Below are 22226 nucleotides of genomic sequence, written 5' to 3'. Positions count from 1 at the left end.
ATGGGTGCAACGGGCAGGTTAGGCGGATACGGGTCCATACATGACATCGGAGTCCCACTTGGTGAATCCCAGCTTGCGGTAGAGCGAGACGGCGGCTTCATTGTCGGCGTCAACGTACAGCATGATGGCACGCAGGCCGGCGTTTTGCAGATGATCCAGGCCCTGCCGTGTCAGCGTCTTCCCGAGCCCCAATCCCTGGGCGGCCGGGGTCACTCCCACAACGTACACTTCGCCCATGGCTTCCTGGCCGGAGCGTGCACCGTGGACCTTGGTCCAGTGGAAGCCGAGAATCTCATCCGCGTCGTTGACGGCGAGGAAGAAACCGGCCGGATCAAACCACGGTTCCTCCATGCGCGCCTGTAGATCGGCGAGGGTCAGCGAACCCTGCTCGGGATGGTCCGCAAACGCGGCAGCATTGGCAGCAACCCAGGGAACCTCGTCCTGGTGCGGGACAAATGTCCGCAAGCTCACGCCGTCGGGCGTTGGATAGTCAGCGGGAACCTGGGAATCAGCGGACGACGGCGCCTGCCGGACCAGGCGCATGCGCCACAGTTCGCGGATGGCACGGTAACCGTAACTGGCAGCCAAATCCGCGGCTGCCTCATGGCCACCGTGGGACCAGGCCTTGATGCCCTGCAGGCCGCGGATTTCCACCAGCTTGTCGGCGAGGATCGCCCCCACGCCATCATTGCGGTAGGCGGGGTGGACAACAATTTCCAGCACACCCTCGCTGCCGTTGAGAACAACGACGGCCACGCCCGCAAGGTCCTCGCCGACGGTAGGGGAAGCGTCCTCCGGGGCGTAGGTGAGCAGCGTCAGGACGCTGTGCGGGCCCGCAGCTGTGGATTTCAATTCCACCAGAGTCTGCTCGGAGAAGGGCGGGTTGCCGTCGGCGTCCTCGGCAGCATCAATCACCGTCTGGATTTCCTGCAGGATCTCCGGGGATGGGGCGCCGTTGATGACTGTGACCGGCCAGTTCTCAATATGTGCGGGGCTCATAACCACAGCCTAGTGGCCCGGCCCAAGACATTGCGAGAGGTGGGGCCGGTTTGCGTACGGGGGCGGACGTGCCTTAGAGTTTGGGAGCAGCACATCTTGCGAACTTCATTGTTCTTGAGATAGGCACTGGGGGGATGCACCAGTGGGGTGTCCTCGATACGTTCGACCCGTATGTCCTCCACCAATATGAAACTGACCCGCAGAAGATGGCGAGAATTCAACGAAATCGTTGACTTATCGCCGTTTTCTGCGGGTCAGTTCTTTAATTCCGAGAGACGCCTTGGGGGCCAGCCTACGGCCGGCTATGCGTCGGCGAGTGCGTCATCGGGGACCTTGGAGATGGTCAACCGGTAGCCAACGTTGCGCACGGTGCAGATCAAATTTTCATTCTCCGAGCCGAGCTTGGCCCGCAGTCGACGCACGTGGACGTCAACCGTGCGAGTGCCACCGTAGTAGTCGTAGCCCCATACCTCGTTGAGTAGTTGGGCCCGGGTGAAGACGCGCCCCGGGTGCTGGGCCAGGTACTTCAACAACTCAAATTCCTTGTACGTCAGGTTCAGTGCGGTGCCGTGGACCCTGGCCGTATAGCTGTCCTCGTCAATGACGATTCCTGCCGCCTGGATTTCCTGATGTGTGCCGTTTTCGGTGCTGGCAGCGCGAGTCAAGGCCAGGCGGATCCGGGCCTCCACTTCGGCAGGGCCTGCGGTGTTGAGGATGACGTCGTCGGCGGCCCAGGAAGCCGATACGGCAGCCATGCCGCCTTCGGTCAACACCAGCAGGAGCGGCACGCTGATCCCGGTGGCCCGCAGCAGCTGTGTCAGGGAGCGGGAGCCAACCAAATCCTTGCGGGCATCGACCATGATGAGTTCCGTCGGCTTCGCCTCCAGCAAGGCTGTGGGCACAGCAGGAAGAATGTGGACGGCGTGGCTCAAAAGTTCCAGCGCAGGCAGGACCTCCACGGAACTCCCGCGGTCGTTGGTCAGCATGAGAATCTGCGACATGACTTCCTAACAAAGTACTTTTAGCGCGCACCTTTGAGCGAGGAACCAATAGCCAGACCAAGGAAAATGGTGTGGACGAGCCAACTCCGGCGCTCCATTTTCAGGGTTGTTCCACAGTGTACCGGCAGAATAGGGCAGGATTGATGTGTGAAGTCATCAATAGCCGGACTTATTGGAATCATCGCCCTAGCACTGCTGGTGGCCGGACACTTTCTTGGCCTGGGCTGGGCGATGGGCGTCAGTATCGCCCTTGCCGTGGCCTTTGGCTATGGCTGGCCGCATTACCTCAACATCCCGGCGAAGAAGACACTGGGCACCGTCCTTGCCCTGACGGGTGGCGCTGCTGCGTTGACGGCGGGATTGACCGTCAACAGCGACTATCTAGCCTGGACACCCATCTACCTTGCACTGGGTTTCGGCGCGGTCATGGTGGTCCAGCTCATTCGCGGAACCGGGCAAAAGAGGCGCCTGGAATCCACGCTGGGCGCCGGGGCAGGCGTCGCCATCGCCGGTTTTGCTTGTGGCTGGGTGGGCTCCTTCAGATTTCTGGGCGAGCCAGGAATGACACTTATCATCGCCATCAGCACCGCAGTTGCGCTCCTCGTTGGCATGGTCAACTGGCCGGACAGGGTGCTGGCCCCGCTGGCAATCGTCCTGGCCACCCTGGCAGGCCCGCTGGTGGCACTGTTATTTTCCGACGTGCGCATTGTCCCGGCCGCCATTTTGGGCCTTCTTGTCGGAGCCGTCATCACCTCCTTCCGGCGGCTGCGGACTCTGACCGGCCCGACCCGCAACCTGCTCGGCATGGTTGCGGCGGCCCTGGCACCCGTGTTGTCCCTCGGTGCCCTGGTCTATTTCGTGGAGAAAATGCTCCTGCACTAGGTCGCGCCGTGGTCAGTCAAGATCCGTTCGAAGAACATTGTAGGATGGCATTATGAGCGTACTTGCCTTAGAAATCTTCTTTATCTGCCTCCTCGCGCTGGCCGGCGTAGCCATGGCCTGGTTTGCCGGACTGGTGGTGTGGCGCCTCTTCAAGGGTCAGCAGTAAACTGCCATGGCCATTGAGATACCCACTGACTTAACCCCCGAACTGGTTCCGCTGTCCTGGCTGCTTGGCACCTGGACGGGCACCGGCAGGCTGGGTGCCGGCGAGGAAAATTCCGAGCACTTCACCCAGACCGTGACCTTCAAGGCCAACGGCCTGCCATATCTGCAATACACGGCCGAGTCCTGGCTGTCCGATGAAGACGGCACCATCCTGCGCCCGCTCTCCGTCGAGACAGGGTTCTGGCAGCTAGACCGCACCCTCAATGACTCCGACGGCGGACCCGGCCTGATCCCGGCCGACATGGTCCCCGCACTGAGGACCGCCGACGATGTCGAGGCGCTTCGCAATGCTGACGGCGGCTTTGACATCATGGCGAACATCGTTCACCCCGGCGGCATCTCCGAGCTGTATTACGGCACCATCAAGGGCCCCCAGATCCAGCTCTCCACCGACGCCGTCATGCGCGGTGCCGGCGCCAAGGACTACACCGCAGCCACCCGCATCTTCGGACTTGTCAACGGCGACTTGTTCTGGCGCTGGGATGTTGCCGCGCAAGGGAAGTCGCTGGACGCCCACGCTTCGGCCGCCCTGCGCAAAGTCTCCGCCTAGCCACACATCTTAAAACTGATCCTCCCCACCGGCGCCCTCACCTCGTGCACCGGCTAGGGAGTCCTGCCGGTGTGGACCCGAAGGAAACGGCGAGAATTCATGGTTTTCATGTGTTTTTCGTCGTTTTCTGCGTATCAGCTGGTGGGGATCGACGGCGGATGCGGTTGCCTGCCGCTGTTGGCCGCAACGGCCCGGCATCAAATCGACCGTTCGGAATAGGCCACTAGTAGAAGGCGTTGCAACCGTTATGAGCTATTTGAGTCCTTTGTTGAACCGGACCGGGGCCGTACAGGCCGGCGGTCTCGATGCCGGAGTTGCCGCCCACTATGGGGATCCGAACCGGGAGCAGCGCCTGTTGGCGGGCTACCTCGGGAAGCCGGGGTCCGCCGTCGTGGATCTTTCACACCGCGGCGTCGTCACGGTGACCGGGCCGGACAGGCTCAGCTGGCTGAACACGTTGTCATCACAAGACACGACGAAACTTGCTCCCAACGTTGGCACCGAACTGCTGCTGCTGACCGTGCAGGGACGCATTGAGTTTGATGCCCGCGTTGTCGATGACGGAGAAACCACCTGGCTGATTGTTGAATCGGGGGAAGCCGCACCGCTGGCCGAGTGGCTGAACCGGATGAAGTTCATGCTCCGCGTGGAGATCGCCGACGTCTCGGGCGGGTGGGCTGTGCTGGGCTCGGTGACGGAGGTTCCGGAGTGGAGCGAGCATTTGGTGTGGGTTGATCCGTGGCCTCACATCGGAGTTGGCGGCTACAGCTACGCTGCCATTCCGGAAGACCAGCACCCCGGCCTGGAGCGGCCGTGGCGGGAATATCTGGTCCCGGCGCTTGAGCTGGAAGCAACGGTGGGGGACCGCCCGCTGGCAGGAGTTTGGGCCGCAGAGGCCTTGCGGTTGGCTGCCTGGCGTCCCCGCCGCGGTGCAGAAACCGACGAGAAAACAATTCCGCACGAACTGGACCTGCTGCGAACGGCGGTCCACATGAACAAGGGCTGTTACAAGGGTCAGGAAACCGTTGCGCGGGTGCACAACCTGGGTCGCCCACCGCGGCGGCTGGTGTTTTTGCAGCTCGACGGTTCTCTGCACACGCTGCCCGCTCCCGGCAGTGAGGTCCTGCTGGATGAACGTGTCGTGGGAACTGTGACGTCGGCTGCCCAGCACTTTGAGATTGGGCCCATCGCGCTGGCCCTCGTCAAGCGAAACGTTGACCCTGACGCTGTGCTTACCGTGAACGACAACGGGGAAATGTATCCCGCCAACCAGGAAATCATCGTCGCCACCGACGCCGGCCAAGTGGTCGGGCGGCAAACGGGATTCTTGCGCGCACCCCGCTAATAGCAGTCTTGGCGGACCGGCCCGCGGCCGCAAAGGCTGTGGCCCGGTGACCCGAAACAAGCGCGTATGAGCCCGCCCTATCGGAGAGAATTAAGTGGCGTTTAGCTATTCCACGTGGAATACTTCTTGCGGAATAGTGAAACGCTCCACGTAGGGCGGCAGCGGAAAACGACGTGGGCACTTGGATATGAGAAGTGGTATGGCAGTGGCAAAACAGCTCTCAGCCTTGGCACTGGCCGCTCTGGGCCTGTTGGTTGAGCGGGCCATGCACCCCTATGAGATGTACCAATTGTTGATGCACCGCCATGAGGACAGGCTGCTCAAGGTCAGGCCCGGCACGCTGTACCACGCCGTGGGCCGGCTGGCGGAGGCCGGACTGGTTGAGGCGACCGGAACCGTCAAGGACGGAAACCGGCCGGAGCGGACCAACTACGCAATTCTGCCGGCCGGCAGGGCCAGTCTGACGGCGGGGCTGCGGGAACTGCTGGCGGAGCCGGTCAAGGAATATCCGCGCTTCCCCCAAGCGCTCTCCGAAGCGCATAACCTCCCCGCAGCCGAGGTCATCGAGCTTTTGGCGCAACGTGTTGTTGCCCTGGGGCAGGAGTTGGCAGCCCTGGATGCCGACAGGAAACTCGCACTATCCAGGGATGTGCCCCGCCACTTCTGGATCGATGTGGACTATCAGCAACACCTGCTGCGGGCCGAGCTGGCCTGGATTGAAACGCTCCGTGCACAGCTGGACGATGGTTCGCTGCCATGGATGGACGGCCGGACCAGCCCGCAAATATTGACCGAAATCGTTCAACTCTAAGGATTACCCATGGAAATCGTGGCAAAACCGTGGCCCGCGTTATGGGCACTTGTTCTGGGGTTCTTCATGATCCTTGTGGATTCAACCATTGTTTCGGTGGCCAACCCCAAGATCATGGAAGGGCTGAACACCGACATCAACTCGGTCATCTGGGTCACGAGCGCCTACTTGCTGGCCTACGCAGTACCACTGCTGGTGACCGGACGGCTGGGCGACAAGTATGGTCCCAAAAACCTTTATTTGGTGGGCCTGGTTGTGTTCACCCTTGCATCGCTGTGGTGCGGCTTCTCCGGAGACATCGGGACGTTGATCCTGGCCCGCGTGGTCCAGGGCCTGGGCGCCGCCATGATGACGCCGCAAACGATGGCGATCATCACCCGCATTTTCGCCCCTGACAAGCGTGGCCCCGCCATGGGGCTTTGGGGTGCCACCGCCGGTGTTGCCATGCTCGTGGGACCCATCCTGGGCGGCGTCCTGGTTGACGGCCTGGGCTGGGAATGGATCTTCTTCGTCAACGTCCCCGTGGGAATTGTTGCCTTTGTGCTGGCCTGGCGGTTGGTTCCAAAACTGAAAACCCACGATCACAAGTTCGACCTCTTGGGTGTTGCGCTTAGTTCCGCGGGGTTGTTCCTGCTGGTCTTTGGCATCCAGGAAGGGGCCACCTACGACTGGGGAACGATCGCCGGTCCGCTCAATGTCTGGACCATGATCATCGCCGGCATCGTGTTCCTGGTTGCCTTTGTCTGGTGGCAGGCGGTCAACAAGGGCGAACCGCTGGTGCCGTTGCACCTGTTCAAGGTGCGCAATTTCTCGCTGGCGAACATCGCCATCACCACCATGGGTTTCAGCGTCACGGCGATGAGCCTGCCGTTGTTCTTCTACTACCAGCTGGTGCGCGGCATGACACCCACCCAGTCGGCACTCATGATGGTCCCCATGGCCTTGTTCTCAGGGGTCCTGGCACCGTTTGTGGGCAAGCTGGTGGACGCCGTCAACCCGCGTTACGTGGCCACGACAGGGTTTGTCCTCATGTCGATTTCCCTTGCCTGGACGGCGTCACTCATGAGTCCGGACACTGCCATTTGGCTGTTCCTGCTGCCCAGCGGCTTGTTGGGCATTGCCAGCGCCGGCATTTGGGCGCCACTGTCGACGACGGCCACCCGCAACCTTGGCCCGCGGGAGGCCGGTGCCGGGGCTGGGGTGTACAACACAACCCGCCAGATTGGTTCCGTCCTGGGCAGTGCCGCCATTGCGGCGCTGATCTCCGCCCGCCTGGCCGCCGAAATGCCGGCCGGTGCGGCAGGAGGTGCCGCCGGCGCCTCCGGACCGCTGCCCGAATTCCTCCATGCAGGATTCTCAACGGCCATGGCCCAGTCAACACTGCTGCCCGCCGCCGCGGTCCTGCTGGGAGCCGCCGTGGCAATCTTCTTCGCCAAACCCCGGGAAGTGTCGGCCATCTACGCAGAATTTGACTCCGCCAAGGCATCCGAGGTTGCCAAGGACTCGGCAGAAACGCCCGCCCGGACCGAGCACTAGGCACGCAGGCGAGATTGCCAGAGTACTTAAAGCACGACGGCGGGAGGTCACCTCCAGAAGGTGACCCCCCGCCGTCGTCCGCCATCATTTTCGCCGAGATGTGCGATGACGCCCTCAAGAAAGAGTCTCTTGAGGGCGTCATCGCACATCTCGGCGGTTAAGGCGGCGGTGAAGCGGCGGTGAACCGGACTCGGATTTAGCCGAACAAAATGGCGGCTTCGTCGTAGCGGTGCTGCGGAACAGTCTTCAAGTTGCCGAGGGCCGCTTCGAAGGGGACATGCTCAATCTCTGTGCCCTTGAGCGAAACCATGGTGCCCCAGCGCCCTTCCACGACGGAATCGACGGCGGCCATGCCCAGCCGGGTGGCCAGTACGCGGTCAAAGCTTGAGGGAACGCCGCCACGCTGGATGTGGCCGAGAATGGTGGCACGGGTTTCGATGCCTGTGCGGGCCTCGATCTCAGGGGCCAGCTGCTCGCTGATGCCGCCCAGGCGGGGGCGGCCAAAGGTGTCCAGGCCGCGCTCGGAGTGTGCCGAATCCTGGTGGTCGGGGACGAAGCCCTCGGCAACAACCACGAGGGGTGCGCGGCCGCGGTCGTGGGCTTCCTGCACCCATTCAACGATCTGGTCCATGCTGGTGTTCTGCTCCGGGATCAGCACAGCGTGCGCGCCCGTGGCCATGCCTGCATGCAGGGCAATCCAGCCAACGTGGCGGCCCATGACCTCTGCAATCATGCAGCGGTGGTGGGATTCACCTGTGGTGCGCAGGCGGTCGATCGCCTCGGTGGCAATCTGCACGGCAGTGTCGAAACCGAAGGTGTAGTCGGTGGCGTCAAGGTCGTTGTCAACGGTCTTGGGCACGCCCACAATTTTCAGTCCGGCGTCGGTGAGCCGGCGTGCGGCGGCCAGTGTGCCTTCGCCGCCGATAGCGATCAGGGCGTCGACGCCGAGGCGCTCCATGTGTGCCTTGATGACCTCGGGGCCGCCATTGCCTTCAAAGGGGTTGGTGCGGGAGGTGCCCAAGATGGTGCCGCCCTGCTTGGAGATGCCGCGGACCATCTGGCGGGGCAGGTCCATGACATCGCCCTCAACCACGCCGCGCCAACCGTCTCGAAAACCAACAAATTCATGGCCGTAGCTCTTGATGCCCTTGAGTACGATGCCACGGATCACTGCGTTCAGGCCAGGGCAGTCTCCGCCGCTGGTGAGAATTCCAATCTTCATGGGTAATAAAGTCCTTCGAGGGATGGAGTCAATGGGATTGAGCGCATCATTGAGCTCCTCTAAGACATCATTCTAGACGCTCGTGTGATCTCGGCAACCTCGCGACCAAACCGTGGACGGCATCTGTTAGTTCTGGCGCTTGCGCAGCAGGTTCGCGGCGCCCCCAGCCACCATGGCCACTCCCGCCCCGAGCAGCAGCCACATGACGGTGAGTCCGGCGTCCAGCCTGAGGTCCAGTTGGCTACTGAGGATGACAAGGATGCCTGCCACAAGTACGACGGCGCCCCACACGATGGTGCCGACGCGGGCCGGGTGCCGCACAGCTCCGGGGACGGCGGACGGCTCCTTGGCTGCCGGGGTTTCGGTGCCGGCCGCCGGCTCTGCGGTGGTGTCGGTCGACGGGGCTGTGAAGTATCCGGCCGGCGGGCGGTGCCCGGTTCCGGAGTTGTTGCCGCCGGAGTGGCCGGCTGGGTGATCAAGGGGGTCCGTTGGATGGTTCATGGTCTGCTCCGCTGCTTCTGTGGTTGGTGGAACGGGCGCTGGCCCAAAGTGGCGGCTGTCCGTCACGGGGCCACCGCCGCAGTGACGATGTCAATGTTGCTGGCCACGCCCTGCAGGCTGATGACCAGCACCGGGCCCTTGGCCCCCGGGTTGAGATTGGTGGCCATGTCCTGGGTGAGGACGCCGCCATCGTTCTTTCCATCGATGGAGAACGACGCCGCAGCCAGTTCACTGTTGATGGTCACGGGGATGTCGGAGGGAACCTTCACCGTCATGTTGGCGGTCACTGCCTTGAGGGAAACTTGCACGTCGGCGCTCAAGGCCGAGCCGCCGTCGAACTGGGTGAGGTCAAAAGTGGCATTGCCCAACACCACGGTGCGACCGGTTTCGGCCGCCTCTATTGAGGTGGGGGCCCAGGTGGTGTCATTGAACGCGGTGAAGGGAGTGTTATTGGCGGGCAGGCTCAGCATCCCGGCAAAGACCAGGGCCACGATGGCGAAGGTTCCCAGCCCGCCGGCTGTTCGGCCCAAAATGCCTGCGACCACAATGCCGAGTCCGGCCGTGATGGCCGCGGCCGCCGCGGCCACCCCGGCCTCGTAGCCGCCCAGGTCGATGATGTTTCCGACGTGCAGGAGCAGCACGGCTGCGCCAACCACGGCGGCGGCACCGAGCACCAGGAAACTGCCGGCCGCGCCCAGCCGGGGCTTCGTCTTGACGGGCTGCTGCTTGGCGTACTCCTGCTTGGGGTGCTGCGGCTTCACGTACTGGCCCGGTTCAGGACGGAAGCCCTGTGCATACTGCAGGGGTTGCTGCGGTGCGCCGCCCGGAGGGGTGCTGCCGGGCCAGCCGCCGTACGGCTGGCCTAGTTTTTCATCGCTATCGTTGCCGTACCAGTCAGCGCCGGATTGCTGCGCGGATCCCGAAGTGCCGGGGCCATGCTGCGCGGGCGTGCCTAAGTTCTTGGGGACGGTGCCCTCGGGCTTGTCGCGGTTGACGGCCCAATAGATGAGCCAGAAGACGGGGCCAATCCATATGACGGACCACGGAAACCAGCCGCCTCCGTCAAAGATGAATCCCTGACCGGGGCCCGCAAAGCCCAGCAGCGTCATCACCCCGGCGCCTGTCATGCCGCTGGACCAGCGGCCGCGGGCCACTTCCTCAACATGAATGCGGCCGTCCGGTTCGGGCAGCAGCGCCCAGGCCACGCCATAGGCGAGCAGGCCGACGCCGAAGAACAGCGTGAGCACCACGGTCAGGCCGCGCACAATCACGGGGTCGATGCCCCACTTGGTAGCCAGTCCGCTGCACACCCCGCCCACCCAACGGCTGCTGCCGCGCTGGAAGCCCAAGCTGCGGAGCCACTGAAAGAATTTGGCGGACTCGGACTGCAGCGGCGGAGGGGGAAGAGTTTCGTGCCCGACCGGCGGTTCGGCAGGCGTGTCTGCCGGTGGTTCTGGGAGGTCATGGGAAGTGTTCATGGTTCCATCGTGCCCTCTGCACACGCCGTGGAACATCGGGGGTGACCCTGAAAGAACCCTGAAGAACCCCGGGAAGCGCTGCGGGTGGCGCCGGAGCGTGTTTGGATTGAAACATGAGCACAAAGATGTACCGTTCCCAGGACCGCATTGTTGCCGGAGTGTGCGGCGGGTTGGCCGAGCACCTGGGAGTCAATGTGCGGATGGTTCGCGCCATCATGATTGGGGCCAGCTTCTTCTTTGGCGCCGGCTTGGTCTTTTACGGCTGGTTGTGGTTACTCGTGCCCATGGTGGGGGAGGCATCAGGGGACGGCAGCAAACTGCTCGACGCCGACGGCAACCCCAGGCTGGCACTGTTCCGCCCGGCGGCCGGTGCCGTGGTTGAAGTCAACTCCAACGCGGCGCGCAAGCGGCTATCCCTGGGATTGAGGGAGGTTGCCATCGGCGGGGCACTCGTCATTGCCGCCATCATCATTTTCGGCCAGCAAAGAGGCTGGAACCTGCAGCTGGGCACCTTGATCCCGTTGCTTGTCATCATCCTGGGTGCCGTCCTCGCCTGGATGCAATTGGATGACACCCGCAGGGTGGGGCTGCTCAGCGCAGCCAAGATGAACACTCCCACATCAATGCTGCGCCTTGGCGGGGGACTGGCCCTTGTCATCACGGGTGTGATCGTCATCGTTGCCGGTTCGGGATCGTGGACCCTGGTGTGGTCATCCGTGGTGGCTTCCCTAGCCGTGCTGGCCGGCGTGGCACTGGTCCTTGCCCCATGGGCGCTTAAATTCTGGCGCGAATTCCAAGCTGAAAGGACAGGAAGAATCCGTGAAACCGAGCGCGCGGAAATAGCCGCCCACCTGCACGATTCGGTCCTGCAAACCCTGGCCCTGATCCAAAAGAGCGCCCATTCCCCCGGGGATGTGACCCGGCTGGCCCGAGCCCAGGAACGTGAACTGCGGGAATGGATCTATAAGGACAACACCCACGACACCGGAGCACTGGTGGAACGGGTCAAGGCTGTCTGCGCGGAAGCCGAAGACCTCTATGGCCAGGCAGTGGAGGTCGTCACGGTGGGTGATGCCGAGCTGACCGACCGCGGAAATGCGCTTGTCCAGGCCGTGCGGGAGGCCGTCCTGAACGGTGTGCGTCATGGCGGGACAACCGTTTCCGTTTATGTCGAGGCCGGTGCCAAGGGAGTGGATGTGTTCATCAAGGACCGCGGCCCAGGCTTTGATGTCGCTGCGGTGCCGGCGGACCGGCTGGGAGTCCGGGAGTCCGTCGTCGGACGTATGCAGCGCAACGGCGGCACTGCTGAGATCATAAGTAGCACAGACGGCACCGAAGTGCGCCTGCACCTGCCCAGCGAAACACCTGCCCCCGAGGAAACCAAATGACTGCACCTGCAACACCGATCCGTGTTGTCATTGTCGATGACCACGCCATTTTTCGGTCAGGGCTCAAGGCCGATCTTGCCCAGGACATCCACGTATTGGCTGAGGCGGCAACCGTGGAGGAGGCCATCGCGGCGGTCACGGCGCACACACCCGACGTCGTGTTGCTGGATGTGCACCTGCCCGGCGGCCGCGGCCAGGGCGGGCGGGAAGTGATTGCCGGCTGCGGATCCTTGCTCGCGAGCACCAAATTCCTGGCGTTGAGCGTTTCGGACTCGGCCGAAGACGTGGTCTCCGTCATCAGGGCAGGTGCCCGCGGCTATGTCACGAAATCAATTTCCGGGGCTGAAATATCCGACGCCGTCCGCCGCGTGGCCGGTGGGGACGCCGTGTTCTCGCCCCGGCTGGCCGGATTTGTGCTGGATGCCTTCGGCACGGCGGAAGTGGCGGTCGAGGACGAGCTCGACAAGCTCTCCGCCCGCGAACTTGAAGTCATGCGGCTCATTGCCCGCGGATATTCCTACAAGGAAGTGGCCAAGGCGCTGTTCATCTCCATCAAGACGGTGGAAAGCCACGTCTCGGCCGTGCTGCGCAAGCTCCAACTGTCCTCCCGCCACGAGCTGACCCGCTGGGCTGTCGACCGGCGGCTGCTCTAAGCCAAGCGCTGGCCGCTCTGGGTCCGCCGGCTCCGCTCCCGCTCCCGCTACGGAACCTCGCTTTCCCTCACCCGCGAACTCGCAGTTAATGCGCTCCCAAACGCTTGGGAGCGCATTAACTGCGAGTTCACGGGGATGTACTAGGCCCAAAAGACTGTCACGCAGTGGTTGCATCGCGATCAATCGAATTCGATTGACCGGGCGCAACTACTGCGTCACAGATGCGGGTCAAAAAAGGGCTACGCCTTGGCGGAACCCAGGAATTCCTGCAGGCGGCCCACACCGATTGCAAGGTCGTCGTCGCCGAGGGCGTACGACAGGCGCATGAAGCCGCTGGGGCCAAACGCTTCGCCCGGCACAACAGCAACTTCGGCCTTGTCCAGGATCAAGGCGGCCAGTTCGGCGGAGGTGGCCGGACGGATCCCGCTAATCTCACGGCCCAGCAGGCCTCGGACATCCGCATAGGCGTAGAAGGCCCCGTGCGGGGTGGGGCACTCAACACCGTCGATCTCGTTCAGCGCCGAGACCATGGCCTTGCGGCGGCGGTCAAAGGCCACCTTCATCTCGTCCACAGCCGTCAATGGTCCGGACACTGCAGCCAGGGCCGCCATCTGGGACACGTTCGCCACATTGGAGGTGGCGTGGGATTGCATGTTGGTGGCGGCCTTCGTGACATCCAGGGGTGCGATCATCCAGCCCACGCGCCAGCCGGTCATGGCATATGTCTTGGCCACGCCATTGAGAATCACCACACGGTCACCCAACTCCGGGACGGCCGTGGCAATCGAGGTGAAGGGGACGCCGTCGTACGTCAGGTGCTCGTAGATCTCATCGGTGACGACCCAAATGCCCTTTGACGCAGCCCACAAACCAATCTCGCGGGTCTGCTCGGGGGTGTAGACGGCACCCGTGGGATTGGACGGGGACACGAACAGCAGCACCTTGGTGCGGGGTGTCAGTGCGGCCTCGAGCTGGTCAATGCTGACAAGGTAGCCCTGTTCGGGGCCGGCAAACACCTCAACCGGAACACCGCCGGCCAGGCGGATGGCCTCAGGGTAGGTCGTCCAGAACGGGGAGGGCACAATGACCTCATCGCCGGGATCAAGCAGTGTCGCGAAAGATTCGTACACAGCCTGCTTGCCGCCATTGGTCACCAACACCTGGGCGGGATCCACGGCGTAGCCCGAATCGCGCCGGGTCTTTTCGGCAATGGCGCTGCGCAGCTCGGGCAACCCAGCCGCGGGGGAGTAACGGTGGTACTTGGGCTGGCGTGCAGCGGCAATGGCCGCCTCAACAATATAATCGGGTGTGGGGAAATCGGGCTCACCGGCACCAAAGCCAATGACGGGACGCCCCGCAGCCTTCAGGGCCTTGGCCTTGGCATCAACGGCCAGGGTGGCGGATTCGGCAATGGCGGCGATCCGTGCGGAAACGCGGCGGGCGGAGGCTTGATCAGCGCTCAGTTCGGCAGACATCAGGATTCTTTCTTCGGTGGGAGAGGCCAAAATACTTTCATCGTCATCCTCTACTTTAGGCGCATCCGCTCCCCGGTTCGACGAACCGCCACAATGATGCGTAGAATGGATAACCGGTGTTCAAGCACCATGATGGTTCACGCCTTGAAGTCGGTTTGGAAAGACCGCCCTTCTGGCTGTAAGTTGTTCATGGTTATTAGCACCAAAGAGGGAAATAGTTCGGCCGTTGAAGCCAGCTTCACACGGTTGACTATCAAAGGGTAGTGGCGCAATTGGTAGCGCAGCGGTCTCCAAAACCGCAGGTTGCAGGTTCGAGTCCTGTCTGCCCTGCGCATGGATGCAGCGGGTGTAATGCACAGTTCATTGTGTGCAGAGCCGCCCGAGTGTCCTAGCGAATAGTTTGCACATCGTACGGTCCGGATACACGGACTAGCGTAGTAACCCAACTAATGATGAGTGAGGCACTGGTGACCGAAACTGCGGCAAGCAGCTCCAAGGGCCCTGCCAAGAAGGCGACAAAGCCCGGCAAACCCGGATTTTTTGCCCGGATAGCCATCTTCCTCCGCCAAGTAATTGGCGAGTTGAAGAAGGTTGTTACGCCCACTCGCAAAGAGTTGATCAACATGACCGCCGTTGTGCTGGTATTCGTAGTCATCGTGATGGGTATCGTCACTGTCCTTGATCTTGGTTTCGGCAGAGCCGTACTATGGATCTTTGGCGGAAACATAAACATCGAGCAGTAAGACGCTCAACTTGGCCGACCTCGCCGAAGATCTTTGGCATGGGGTCGGTTTGAGCCATTTAAGAAACGCACAAGGAAAGCAGGAAATTCGTGTCTGAGCTGGAGCCCGAGGCAACACACAGTGAGCAGGACCAGGACACTGTGGTTGTTGATGCTGCCATCAATGCCGACCTTGATGCCGTTGCAGAAGAAGCCGCAGTTGACACTGACGCCGCTGATGCTGCTCCCGCTGAACCCGAGGTTGACCCGGCAGAGGAATTCAAGGCCAAACTGCGCCGCCAGGAGGGTGACTGGTACGTCATTCACTCCTACGCAGGGTATGAAAACCGTGTCAAGGTAAACCTTGAATCACGCAGCCTGTCGCTGAACATGGAAGATTACATCTTCGAAATTCAGGTCCCCATGGAAGAAGTCGTGGAGATCAAGAATGCGCAGCGCAAGGTAGTCAACCGCGTCCGCATCCCCGGCTACGTGCTGGTCCGCATGGAACTCACCGACGCATCATGGGGCGTTGTACGCCACACCCCCGGCGTCACAGGATTCGTTGGCAACGCCCACAACCCTGTTCCGCTGCGACTGGATGAAGTCTTCTCCATGCTTGCCCCCATCTTCGAGGAGCAGCAGGCTGAAGAGAGCGGCGTTCCGCTGCGTCACGATCCTGTTGATGCCGAGATCGACTTTGAGGTCGGCGAGGCAGTCATCGTCAAGGACGGTCCCTTCGAGGGCTTGTCGGCGTCGATCTCCGAGATCAAGCCCGAAGCCGCACAGCTCGTTGTGCTGGTTTCCATCTTCGAGCGTGAAACCCCGGTCACCCTCGCATTCAACCAGGTCACCAAGATCTAGTTGCCCCAAATTTCGTTTCACGCGGAGTTTGCTTAGTTCTGTGTGAAACGTTCGGCCGGACGCCATTCGGCCACCCACCTTGGACGCGCTCCGTCGTCCTAGGAAAGATATTGAGAGAAGGACCCTACATTGGCTCCCAAGAAAAAGGTCACCGGCCTTATCAAGCTGCAGATCCAGGCAGGCGCCGCTAACCCGGCACCGCCCATCGGTCCGGCACTTGGTCAGCACGGCGTCAACATCATGGAATTCTGCAAGGCGTACAACGCTGCAACGGAATCCCAGCGCGGAAACGTCATCCCCGTTGAAATCACGGTTTACGAAGACCGTTCATTCACCTTCATCACGAAGACCCCGCCGGCTGCAGAGCTCATCAAAAAGGCTGCAGGCGTCGCCAAGGGTTCAGCTACCCCGCACACCGTCAAGGTTGCCCAGCTGACCAAGGCACAGGTCAACGAGATCGCCACCCAGAAGATGGTTGACCTCAACGCCACCAGCATCGAAGGCGCAGAGAAGATCATCGCCGGCACCGCCCGTTCCATGGGTATCACCGTCGAGGCTTAAGTCTTCTTTAGACTTTTACTTCACGCCCATTTGGGCATTCACAAACATTAAGAACGACGCCGGATCCCTCACCTTTGGGTGTGCGCCGGCGGACGTAGTGGCAGGGCCCGCGCGGTCCTAACGACCACAACTGCACAAGGAGAAACGCAGCATGGCAAAGCGCAGTAAAGCATATGAGGCAGCTCAGGCCAAGATCGATGCGGAGAACGTATACGCACCCTTCGACGCCATCAAGCTCGCCAAGGAGACCAACCCCTCCAAGTTCGACGCCACCGTTGAGGTTGCCTTCCGCCTGGGTGTAGACCCTCGCAAGGCCGACCAGATGATCCGTGGGACGGTAAACCTGCCCCACGGTACCGGCAAGACCGCCCGCGTCCTGGTTTTCGCAACCGGTGAGCGTGCAGAAGCCGCTATCGCAGCAGGCGCCGACTTCGTTGGCACCGACGACCTGATCGAAAAGATCCAGGGCGGCTGGACCGACTTCGACGCAGCCGTTGCAACCCCTGACCTCATGGGCAAGGTTGGCCGCTTGGGTAAGGTATTGGGGCCTCGTAACCTCATGCCCAACCCGAAGACCGGCACCGTGACCAACGATGTTGCCAAGGCTGTCAATGACATCAAGGGTGGAAAGATCGACTTCCGCGTCGACAAGCACTCCAACCTCCACTTCATCATCGGCAAGGTTTCCTTCGATGTTGAGAAGCTGGCCGAGAACTACGCAGCCGCTCTGGACGAGGTGCTTCGCTTGAAGCCTTCCGCGTCCAAGGGCCGCTACCTGCAGAAGGCCACCGTCTCCACGACGTTCGGCCCCGGCATCTCGGTTGACCCCGCGGCAACCAAGGTTGTCGTCGAGGCTTAGTCCTTGAATCTGTTCTGAAAAGGACCGTTGCAGCATTTCGCTGCGACGGTCCTTTTTCATTTGCCCGACCAGGATTTGCCCGGCAAGGATGGGCGGGGCGAACTTTGTCACCGTCCCGGCTGTTTGTAAGCTGGGTACAGGACGTTACTGCGGCAGGGGAGATTGGGTATGGAAGCCACTATCCGTCCGGCGCTTGCCGGTGATGCACCAGCACTGGCGACTTTGGCTGCCGTGACATTTCCGCTCGCCTGCCCGCGAGACTCGACGCAGCAGGCAATATCCGCGTTCATCAAGGAAAACCTGGGCGAACAGGCATTCGCCCAGTATGTGGCAGACCCTGCCCGCCAGTTGTTTGTTGCTCAGGAGGTTGTCACATCAGGTGCGGGACGCCTGCTGGCCTATAGCATGTTGGTTGACGCCCCGCCGTCGGACCTTGACGTGGCGGCGGTGATACCCGCAACCGGTGCAGTGGAGTTGAGTAAATGCTACGCACATCCCGATATCCACGGCCACGGCGTCAGCAGCACCTTGCTGCAGCACAGCCTGGCATGGGTAAGCCGGCGGGGGAGCCGGGCAATGTGGCTGGGCGTCAACGCCGAGAACCTGCGGGCCCAAGCATTTTATGGCAAGCACGGCTTCCAGCTGGCCGGCACAAGAAGTTTTCAACTGGGGAAGAGGGTCGAGCATGACTATGTCATGGTGCGGCCGGCAAAAGATTAGCAACGGGGAATTTACGCCATGACCGAAACGACCATTGAACAGTTGCGAATTCCGGAGTCCCTGGACGGCGACGAGGCCGCGGACTTCCTGCAAGCCGTCGAGGTGTCCCGCCAAGTCCGTGTCCACACCTGGGGCAATGACGAGCTGGCGTACACGGCACAGGAGTTGTTTGATCAATGCCATGACCCCTTTGAGTGGTATGTGGTCCTGGTGGCGCGCCAGGGCGGGGACATTGTGGGCCGGGCCGGCATCGCACTGCCCCTTGATGACAACACGGAGCAGGCGCACGTGACATTGGACGTCCTGCCGGGCGCTGAAGGATTGGGCCTGGGACGTAAGCTGCTCGAGGCCGCTGAGCTGTTCGTCAAAGGGGAAAACCGCCGGATCGTGTTTGTGGAAACCAACCACCCTGCCGGCACCTTGGGAGACGCAACAGTGGACCCCATCACGGCAACCCACGGCAGCGGCATGCTGCCGCTGAGCAACAGGGAAGCCCGCTTCGCTTACAGTGCTGGCTACGACCTGGACCAGGTGGAGCAATTCAGTTCGTGCGCCCTGCCACTTGAAGGCTCGCTGGTCGCCGCGCTGCAGGAGCAGGCCAGCTCCACTCACGAGTCGGCGTACGCCGTGCACCAGTGGCTGGACAGGGCACCTGAGCGGTGGACGGCAGAGATTGTGCGGCTGGAGCAGGGGGCGGATCAGAACGGCAACGACCAGGACTGGGATGTGGCCAAGCTGCGCAAGGCGGAAGAGCTGTCGGTGGTCACCGGCCGGCGCACCATGGTCACCGCCGCCGAATGCCTCCAAACCGGGGCGCTGGTGGGACTCACCTCCATTTCGCTGCTGGCCCACAACACGGGCGTGGCGTTTCAGGATGACACAGTGGTGGAAATGGAACACAAGGGCAAGGCGGTGGGGCTGCTGATCAAGGTTGCAAACATGGCGTTGCTGATGAAGGAATTCCCCCAGGCCAGGACCATCTATACCTGGAACGCGCCCGAAAGTTCGCACCTGCTGGCAGTGAACGCCCAATTGGGTTTCGTCAGCGCCGGTGTGACGGGACAGTGGCGCAAGGACTTTAACGCCATCTAGCGCTGCAGGTGTGCGCGGGCATACCTGCACACGATTTGGCATCTATTCGGTGCCTCCTGTAACCTTAAGGAACCAAAGACCGTCGGTCGATGGCAACCACCCCCAATCTGGTATGCGCACCATGCGCCGTCCCGGGTTGGAAACGGGCAGGAGCCATCCGAAAGTCCTTACAAGGACGGCCAGCGCAGGTGCACAAAGCTTATGAGCAGTGTTGAACCGGGATAAAACCCATGGATCCGCTGCGAAAAACGCCCCGTACATCTGTGCGGGGCGTTTTTGTTTGTCCCAACCAGTTCGCTGGCCAGGGCAAAAGACAGGAAAGACAGACATATATTCCCGGAAGGAGGGTTATGGCAACGCCAACAAAGGTGGCTGCAGTTGCAGAAATCACACAAGATTTCAACGAATCAACCGCAGCAGTCCTAACCGAATACCGTGGGCTCACCGTAGCTCAGCTCAAGGAGCTGCGCGTTTCTCTCGGCCAGGACACCAAGTTCTCGGTCGTAAAGAACACCCTGACTGCCATTGCGGCCAAGGAAGCGGGTGTTGATGCTTTCGAGGGTCAGCTGTCCGGTCCCACCGCCATTGCTTTCATCAAGGGTGACGCTGTTGCAGCAGCAAAGAGCCTGACGGATTTTGCAAAAACCAACAAGCAGCTGGTCATCAAGACCGGTTTCTTCGAAGGCAAGGCTCTCGACGCTGCAGAGGTCGCCGCACTGGCAGCCCTCGAGTCGCGCGAGTTCCAGCTGGCAAAGGTTGCAGGCATCCTGCTGGCACCGATGGCCGCCGCTGCGCGCACCCTCGACGCCCTGCGTTTGAAGCTTGCCGAAGGCGCTCCCGCTGAAGAGGCTCCGGCCGCTGAGGAAGCACCCGCTGCTGAAGAGGCTCCGGCCGCTGCAGAAGCTCCGGCCGCCGAAGCTGAGACCACCGAAGCGTAGCGTGCTGCGTCCGCGGACGCGCCGCCTGCCAGCAGGTGTTCACCCCTAGTACTTCCCTAAATCCATCAGGGTTTAGGTTTATGGATTCGCCCCTAGCGGGCAAAACACAGAAGGAGCGCCACTCATGGCTAAGCTCACCAACGACGAGCTCATTGCAGCTTTCAAGGAACTGACCATCATCGAGCTCTCCGAGTTCGTCAAGCTCTTCGAAGAGACCTTTGAAGTTACCGCTGCTGCTGTTGCAGTTGCAGGCCCCGCCGGTGGCGGCGCCGCTGAAGAAGCTGCTGAGCAGACTGAATTCGACGTTATCCTCGAAGCAGCCGGCGACAAGAAGATCGCAGTGATCAAGGAAGTTCGCTCCATCACTTCGTTGGGTCTGAAGGAAGCCAAGGAGGTCGTTGACTCGGCTCCCAAGGCTGTCCTCGAAGGCGTCACCAAGGAAGCTGCAGAGAAGGCCAAGGAAGCTCTCGAAGCTGCCGGCGCCACGGTTACCCTCAAGTAATCACCCCGCATTCCAAAAGAAGCCCCGCACCGGAAAGGTGCGGGGCTTCTTTGTGCCTGCAGCGCCCAATTTCGCCGAGATATGAGATGACGCCCTGTCCCGCAGGGCGTCATCTCATATCTCGGCGAAATTGGTCCGGGTGGAGCTGAGTTACTCGAGGGCAGAGATGTCCGCCACCACTGCCCCGTACGCGGCGATCAGCTCGTCGGCGGCCACAAACATGCTGTAGCCGTGCTCGCCGGCGCCCATGGCGACCCTGCGCCCAACGATGCTCTCGTCCACGAACACGGGCCACGCCGTCGTGCTTCCCAAGGGCGTGATGGTGCCTCGCTCATAGCCCGTTGCCACAAGGGCGACGTCGGCGTGCGGCATTTGCAGCTTGTTCACGCCCACGACGGCGCGCAATTTCGGCCAGGAAATGGCCCGCCCGCCGGGCACCAGCGCGAAGAGGAAGCTGTCGTCGCTGCGCTTGAGAACCAAGGATTTCACAATGTCCGACGGCGTGATCCCCATAAGCGCCGCAGCCTCACCGAGCGAATTGGCTGCCGGGCGCGGAAAAATTTCCACCACAAGGCCGCGGTCCGCAGCATCTGCTGCCACACGTTCGTGGCCTGTCAGTTCCGCGCTCACTCGCCATCCCTGAACAACAGCAGTGCCTCGCCCTGGCCGCCGCCGCCACACAGCGACACAGCCGCCTTGCCGCTGCCGCGCCGGTCCAGCTCCATGGCTGCATGCAGGGCCAGGCGGGCACCGGAGGCGCCGATCGGATGTCCCAGGGCGATGGCGCCGCCGTGAATATTGCACTTCTCCAGAGGCAGGTCCAGATCGCGCAGCGACTGGACCGCCACCGAGCCGAAGGCTTCGTTAATCTCAATGAAGTCAAGGTCGGCCACGCTCCAACCAGCCGTGGACAGGGCCTTGGAGATGGCATTGGACGGCTGGGAATGCAGGGAATTGTCGGGGCCCGCAACCTGGCCGGGGGAGCCGACCACCGCCAGCCACGCCAAGCCGTGCTCATCGGCGTAGGCACGGGAGGACAGCACCAGCGCACTGGCCCCATCGGACAGGGGTGAGGAGTTGCCGGCCGTGATGGCGCCGTCGGCCGTAAATGCCGGGCGCAGGCCCGCAAGGGTCTCCACGGTGGTCTGTGCACGGATTCCTTCATCGCGGCTCAACACCAGTGGCTCGCCCTTGCGCTGCGGAACGCTCACAGGGACAATCTCAGCATCGAAAACACCCGCCTCAACAGCGGCGGCGGCACGCTGGTGTGATGCGGCCGCGACCTCGTCCTGGGACGTGCGGGAAATATTGAGTCGAATATTTCCGCGTTCTGTGGACAAACCCATGGAGTCGTCGTCAAAGGCGTCGGTCAGCCCGTCATGGGCGGCAACATCCAACGCCTGGATGGCCCCGTACGTCCAGCCCTGACGGGAGCCGGGCAGAATGTGCGGGGCGCGGGTCATGGACTCCTGCCCACCGGCCACCACCACGGAAGCCTCGCCGCTGCGGATTAGCCGGGCCGCGTCGATCACTGCGCTCAGCCCGGACAGGCACACCTTGTTGATGGTCACGGCCGGCACATTCCAGCCAATTCCGGCACCCACGGCGCTCTGCCTGGCGGGGTTCTGACCGGCGCCTGCCTGCAGCACCTGACCCATGATGACCTGGTCAATGTCACCGGCGTCGACGCCGGAGCGGGTCACAGCGGCGGCAATGGCCTTGGAGCCAAGTTCAACGGCGGTAAATGGCGCCAATTGTCCGTTGAGCCGGCCCTGTGGGGTGCGGGCTCCTGCAAGAATTACCACATCATGTGCTTGTGCCGTCATGGCTTGCGCGCTCCTTGAAACTAATGCCCTGAAGCTCGTCGTTGAGCCACGGATCTCCTCCATAGAATCTAACAGCA

The 22226-nt window shown here is 62.0% G+C and carries 23 protein-coding genes and 1 tRNA gene; 16 read left to right on the top strand and 8 right to left on the bottom strand.

What is annotated here, in order from left to right; all coding sequences use genetic code 11:
• Window positions 1–18 precede the first annotated feature (18 nt).
• Together mshD and art_RS10260 are read right to left on the bottom strand one after the other, a co-directional pair.
• Window positions 19–999 (bottom strand): mycothiol synthase, encoded by a 981-nt coding sequence (gene mshD / locus art_RS10265; RefSeq protein WP_038464761.1) that lies wholly within the window; start codon window positions 997–999, stop codon window positions 19–21.
• A gap of 302 nt (window positions 1000–1301) precedes the next feature.
• Complete coding sequence (locus tag art_RS10260) at window positions 1302–2000, bottom strand: response regulator transcription factor (protein ID WP_038464759.1); 699 nt, start codon at window positions 1998–2000, stop codon at window positions 1302–1304.
• A gap of 147 nt (window positions 2001–2147) precedes the next feature.
• On the opposite strand from art_RS10260, the gene art_RS10255 reads away from it, so the two are divergent.
• From art_RS10255 to art_RS10235, 5 genes are all read left to right on the top strand, one after another.
• Window positions 2148–2882, top strand: coding sequence for a hypothetical protein (locus tag art_RS10255; protein WP_038464757.1), 735 nt, complete (start codon window positions 2148–2150; stop codon window positions 2880–2882).
• Between the two features lie 172 nt (window positions 2883–3054).
• Entirely contained in the window at window positions 3055–3657 is a 603-nt protein-coding gene (locus tag art_RS10250; protein WP_038464755.1) for an FABP family protein, read from the top strand.
• Window positions 3658–3904: 247 nt separating this feature from the next.
• Complete coding sequence (locus tag art_RS10245) at window positions 3905–5002, top strand: folate-binding protein YgfZ (protein ID WP_038464753.1); 1098 nt, start codon at window positions 3905–3907, stop codon at window positions 5000–5002.
• Between the two features lie 199 nt (window positions 5003–5201).
• Window positions 5202–5813: a PadR family transcriptional regulator gene (locus art_RS10240; RefSeq protein WP_038464751.1), complete on the top strand. Its 612-nt coding sequence runs from the start codon at window positions 5202–5204 to the stop codon at window positions 5811–5813.
• A gap of 9 nt (window positions 5814–5822) precedes the next feature.
• Window positions 5823–7349: a DHA2 family efflux MFS transporter permease subunit gene (locus art_RS10235; protein ID WP_038464748.1), complete on the top strand. Its 1527-nt coding sequence runs from the start codon at window positions 5823–5825 to the stop codon at window positions 7347–7349.
• Between the two features lie 196 nt (window positions 7350–7545).
• Here the strand turns inward: art_RS10235 and art_RS10230 are convergent, their stop codons facing one another.
• The 3 genes from art_RS10230 to art_RS10220 form a co-directional block, all read right to left on the bottom strand.
• Window positions 7546–8571, bottom strand: a complete 1026-nt coding sequence (locus art_RS10230) for a 6-phosphofructokinase (protein ID WP_038464746.1) — start codon at window positions 8569–8571, stop codon at window positions 7546–7548.
• Between the two features lie 126 nt (window positions 8572–8697).
• The gene (locus art_RS21000) at window positions 8698–9072 is read right to left on the bottom strand and encodes a hypothetical protein (RefSeq protein ID WP_052136225.1); all 375 of its coding nucleotides are present in this window, start codon (window positions 9070–9072) and stop codon (window positions 8698–8700) included.
• A gap of 62 nt (window positions 9073–9134) precedes the next feature.
• Window positions 9135–10550: a PspC domain-containing protein gene (locus art_RS10220; protein ID WP_052136223.1), complete on the bottom strand. Its 1416-nt coding sequence runs from the start codon at window positions 10548–10550 to the stop codon at window positions 9135–9137.
• Window positions 10551–10663: 113 nt separating this feature from the next.
• Between art_RS10220 and art_RS10215 the strand changes: the two genes are divergently transcribed.
• Both art_RS10215 and art_RS10210 read left to right on the top strand, forming a co-directional pair.
• On the top strand, window positions 10664–11938 hold the full coding sequence (locus art_RS10215; RefSeq protein ID WP_038464745.1) for an ATP-binding protein: 1275 nt from the start codon (window positions 10664–10666) through the stop codon (window positions 11936–11938).
• Window positions 11935–12591 carry a response regulator transcription factor gene (locus art_RS10210; RefSeq protein WP_038464743.1) on the top strand — a complete coding sequence of 219 codons (657 nt, stop codon included), beginning with the start codon at window positions 11935–11937 and terminating at the stop codon, window positions 12589–12591. Before art_RS10215 ends, art_RS10210 begins: the two co-directional genes overlap by 4 nt.
• 239 nt (window positions 12592–12830) lie before the next feature.
• Here the strand turns inward: art_RS10210 and art_RS10205 are convergent, their stop codons facing one another.
• Window positions 12831–14066, bottom strand: a complete 1236-nt coding sequence (locus art_RS10205) for a pyridoxal phosphate-dependent aminotransferase (protein ID WP_038464741.1) — start codon at window positions 14064–14066, stop codon at window positions 12831–12833.
• Window positions 14067–14323: 257 nt separating this feature from the next.
• Here art_RS10205 and art_RS10200 point away from each other — a divergent pair.
• From art_RS10200 to rplL, 9 genes are all read left to right on the top strand, one after another.
• Window positions 14324–14396 (top strand) — tRNA-Trp (locus art_RS10200).
• Between the two features lie 122 nt (window positions 14397–14518).
• Window positions 14519–14809, top strand: coding sequence for a preprotein translocase subunit SecE (gene secE, locus art_RS10195; protein ID WP_038464739.1), 291 nt, complete (start codon window positions 14519–14521; stop codon window positions 14807–14809).
• Window positions 14810–14898: 89 nt separating this feature from the next.
• Window positions 14899–15651, top strand: coding sequence for a transcription termination/antitermination protein NusG (nusG, locus tag art_RS10190; protein WP_052136221.1), 753 nt, complete (start codon window positions 14899–14901; stop codon window positions 15649–15651).
• 129 nt (window positions 15652–15780) lie between these two features.
• Complete coding sequence (gene rplK / locus art_RS10185) at window positions 15781–16212, top strand: 50S ribosomal protein L11 (protein ID WP_038464737.1); 432 nt, start codon at window positions 15781–15783, stop codon at window positions 16210–16212.
• A gap of 151 nt (window positions 16213–16363) precedes the next feature.
• Window positions 16364–17071, top strand: a complete 708-nt coding sequence (rplA, locus tag art_RS10180) for a 50S ribosomal protein L1 (RefSeq protein WP_038464735.1) — start codon at window positions 16364–16366, stop codon at window positions 17069–17071.
• Window positions 17072–17239: 168 nt separating this feature from the next.
• Window positions 17240–17791, top strand: a complete 552-nt coding sequence (locus art_RS10175) for a GNAT family N-acetyltransferase (RefSeq protein ID WP_038464733.1) — start codon at window positions 17240–17242, stop codon at window positions 17789–17791.
• A gap of 18 nt (window positions 17792–17809) precedes the next feature.
• Complete coding sequence (locus art_RS10170; protein ID WP_038464731.1) at window positions 17810–18883, top strand: GNAT family N-acetyltransferase; 1074 nt, start codon at window positions 17810–17812, stop codon at window positions 18881–18883.
• 350 nt (window positions 18884–19233) lie between these two features.
• Entirely contained in the window at window positions 19234–19821 is a 588-nt protein-coding gene (gene rplJ, locus art_RS10165; RefSeq protein WP_038464729.1) for a 50S ribosomal protein L10, read from the top strand.
• 124 nt (window positions 19822–19945) lie between these two features.
• Window positions 19946–20323 (top strand): 50S ribosomal protein L7/L12, encoded by a 378-nt coding sequence (gene rplL, locus art_RS10160; RefSeq protein ID WP_038464727.1) that lies wholly within the window; start codon window positions 19946–19948, stop codon window positions 20321–20323.
• A gap of 150 nt (window positions 20324–20473) precedes the next feature.
• Here the strand turns inward: rplL and art_RS10155 are convergent, their stop codons facing one another.
• Both art_RS10155 and art_RS10150 read right to left on the bottom strand, forming a co-directional pair.
• Window positions 20474–20953, bottom strand: a complete 480-nt coding sequence (locus art_RS10155; RefSeq protein WP_038464725.1) for an aminoacyl-tRNA deacylase — start codon at window positions 20951–20953, stop codon at window positions 20474–20476.
• Window positions 20950–22149, bottom strand: a complete 1200-nt coding sequence (locus art_RS10150; RefSeq protein WP_038464723.1) for an acetyl-CoA C-acetyltransferase — start codon at window positions 22147–22149, stop codon at window positions 20950–20952. The genes art_RS10155 and art_RS10150 overlap by 4 nt, the downstream gene beginning before the upstream one ends.
• Between the last annotated feature and the right edge of the window lie 77 nt (window positions 22150–22226).

This window comes from Arthrobacter sp. PAMC 25486, assembly GCF_000785535.1.
In the GTDB taxonomy this organism is placed as follows: Bacteria; Actinomycetota; Actinomycetes; order Actinomycetales; family Micrococcaceae; genus Specibacter.
The sequence above is the reverse complement of the archived record's forward strand: the minus strand, read 5'-3'. Positions and strand labels throughout refer to the sequence as shown.

Coding starts and splice junctions, on each gene's coding strand:
- mshD (WP_038464761.1), bottom strand. CDS start 999: ATGAGCCCCGCACATATTGAGAACTGGCCGGTCACAGTCATCAACGGC.
- art_RS10260 (WP_038464759.1), bottom strand. CDS start 2,000: ATGTCGCAGATTCTCATGCTGACCAACGACCGCGGGAGTTCCGTGGAG.
- art_RS10250 (WP_038464755.1), top strand. CDS start 3,055: ATGGCCATTGAGATACCCACTGACTTAACCCCCGAACTGGTTCCGCTG.
- art_RS10245 (WP_038464753.1), top strand. CDS start 3,905: ATGAGCTATTTGAGTCCTTTGTTGAACCGGACCGGGGCCGTACAGGCC.
- art_RS10240 (WP_038464751.1), top strand. CDS start 5,202: ATGGCAGTGGCAAAACAGCTCTCAGCCTTGGCACTGGCCGCTCTGGGC.
- art_RS10235 (WP_038464748.1), top strand. CDS start 5,823: ATGGAAATCGTGGCAAAACCGTGGCCCGCGTTATGGGCACTTGTTCTG.
- art_RS10230 (WP_038464746.1), bottom strand. CDS start 8,571: ATGAAGATTGGAATTCTCACCAGCGGCGGAGACTGCCCTGGCCTGAAC.
- art_RS21000 (WP_052136225.1), bottom strand. CDS start 9,072: ATGAACCATCCAACGGACCCCCTTGATCACCCAGCCGGCCACTCCGGC.
- art_RS10220 (WP_052136223.1), bottom strand. CDS start 10,550: ATGAACACTTCCCATGACCTCCCAGAACCACCGGCAGACACGCCTGCC.
- art_RS10215 (WP_038464745.1), top strand. CDS start 10,664: ATGAGCACAAAGATGTACCGTTCCCAGGACCGCATTGTTGCCGGAGTG.
- art_RS10210 (WP_038464743.1), top strand. CDS start 11,935: ATGACTGCACCTGCAACACCGATCCGTGTTGTCATTGTCGATGACCAC.
- art_RS10205 (WP_038464741.1), bottom strand. CDS start 14,066: ATGTCTGCCGAACTGAGCGCTGATCAAGCCTCCGCCCGCCGCGTTTCC.
- secE (WP_038464739.1), top strand. CDS start 14,519: ATGAGTGAGGCACTGGTGACCGAAACTGCGGCAAGCAGCTCCAAGGGC.
- rplA (WP_038464735.1), top strand. CDS start 16,364: ATGGCAAAGCGCAGTAAAGCATATGAGGCAGCTCAGGCCAAGATCGAT.
- art_RS10175 (WP_038464733.1), top strand. CDS start 17,240: ATGGAAGCCACTATCCGTCCGGCGCTTGCCGGTGATGCACCAGCACTG.
- art_RS10170 (WP_038464731.1), top strand. CDS start 17,810: ATGACCGAAACGACCATTGAACAGTTGCGAATTCCGGAGTCCCTGGAC.
- rplJ (WP_038464729.1), top strand. CDS start 19,234: ATGGCAACGCCAACAAAGGTGGCTGCAGTTGCAGAAATCACACAAGAT.
- rplL (WP_038464727.1), top strand. CDS start 19,946: ATGGCTAAGCTCACCAACGACGAGCTCATTGCAGCTTTCAAGGAACTG.
- art_RS10150 (WP_038464723.1), bottom strand. CDS start 22,149: ATGACGGCACAAGCACATGATGTGGTAATTCTTGCAGGAGCCCGCACC.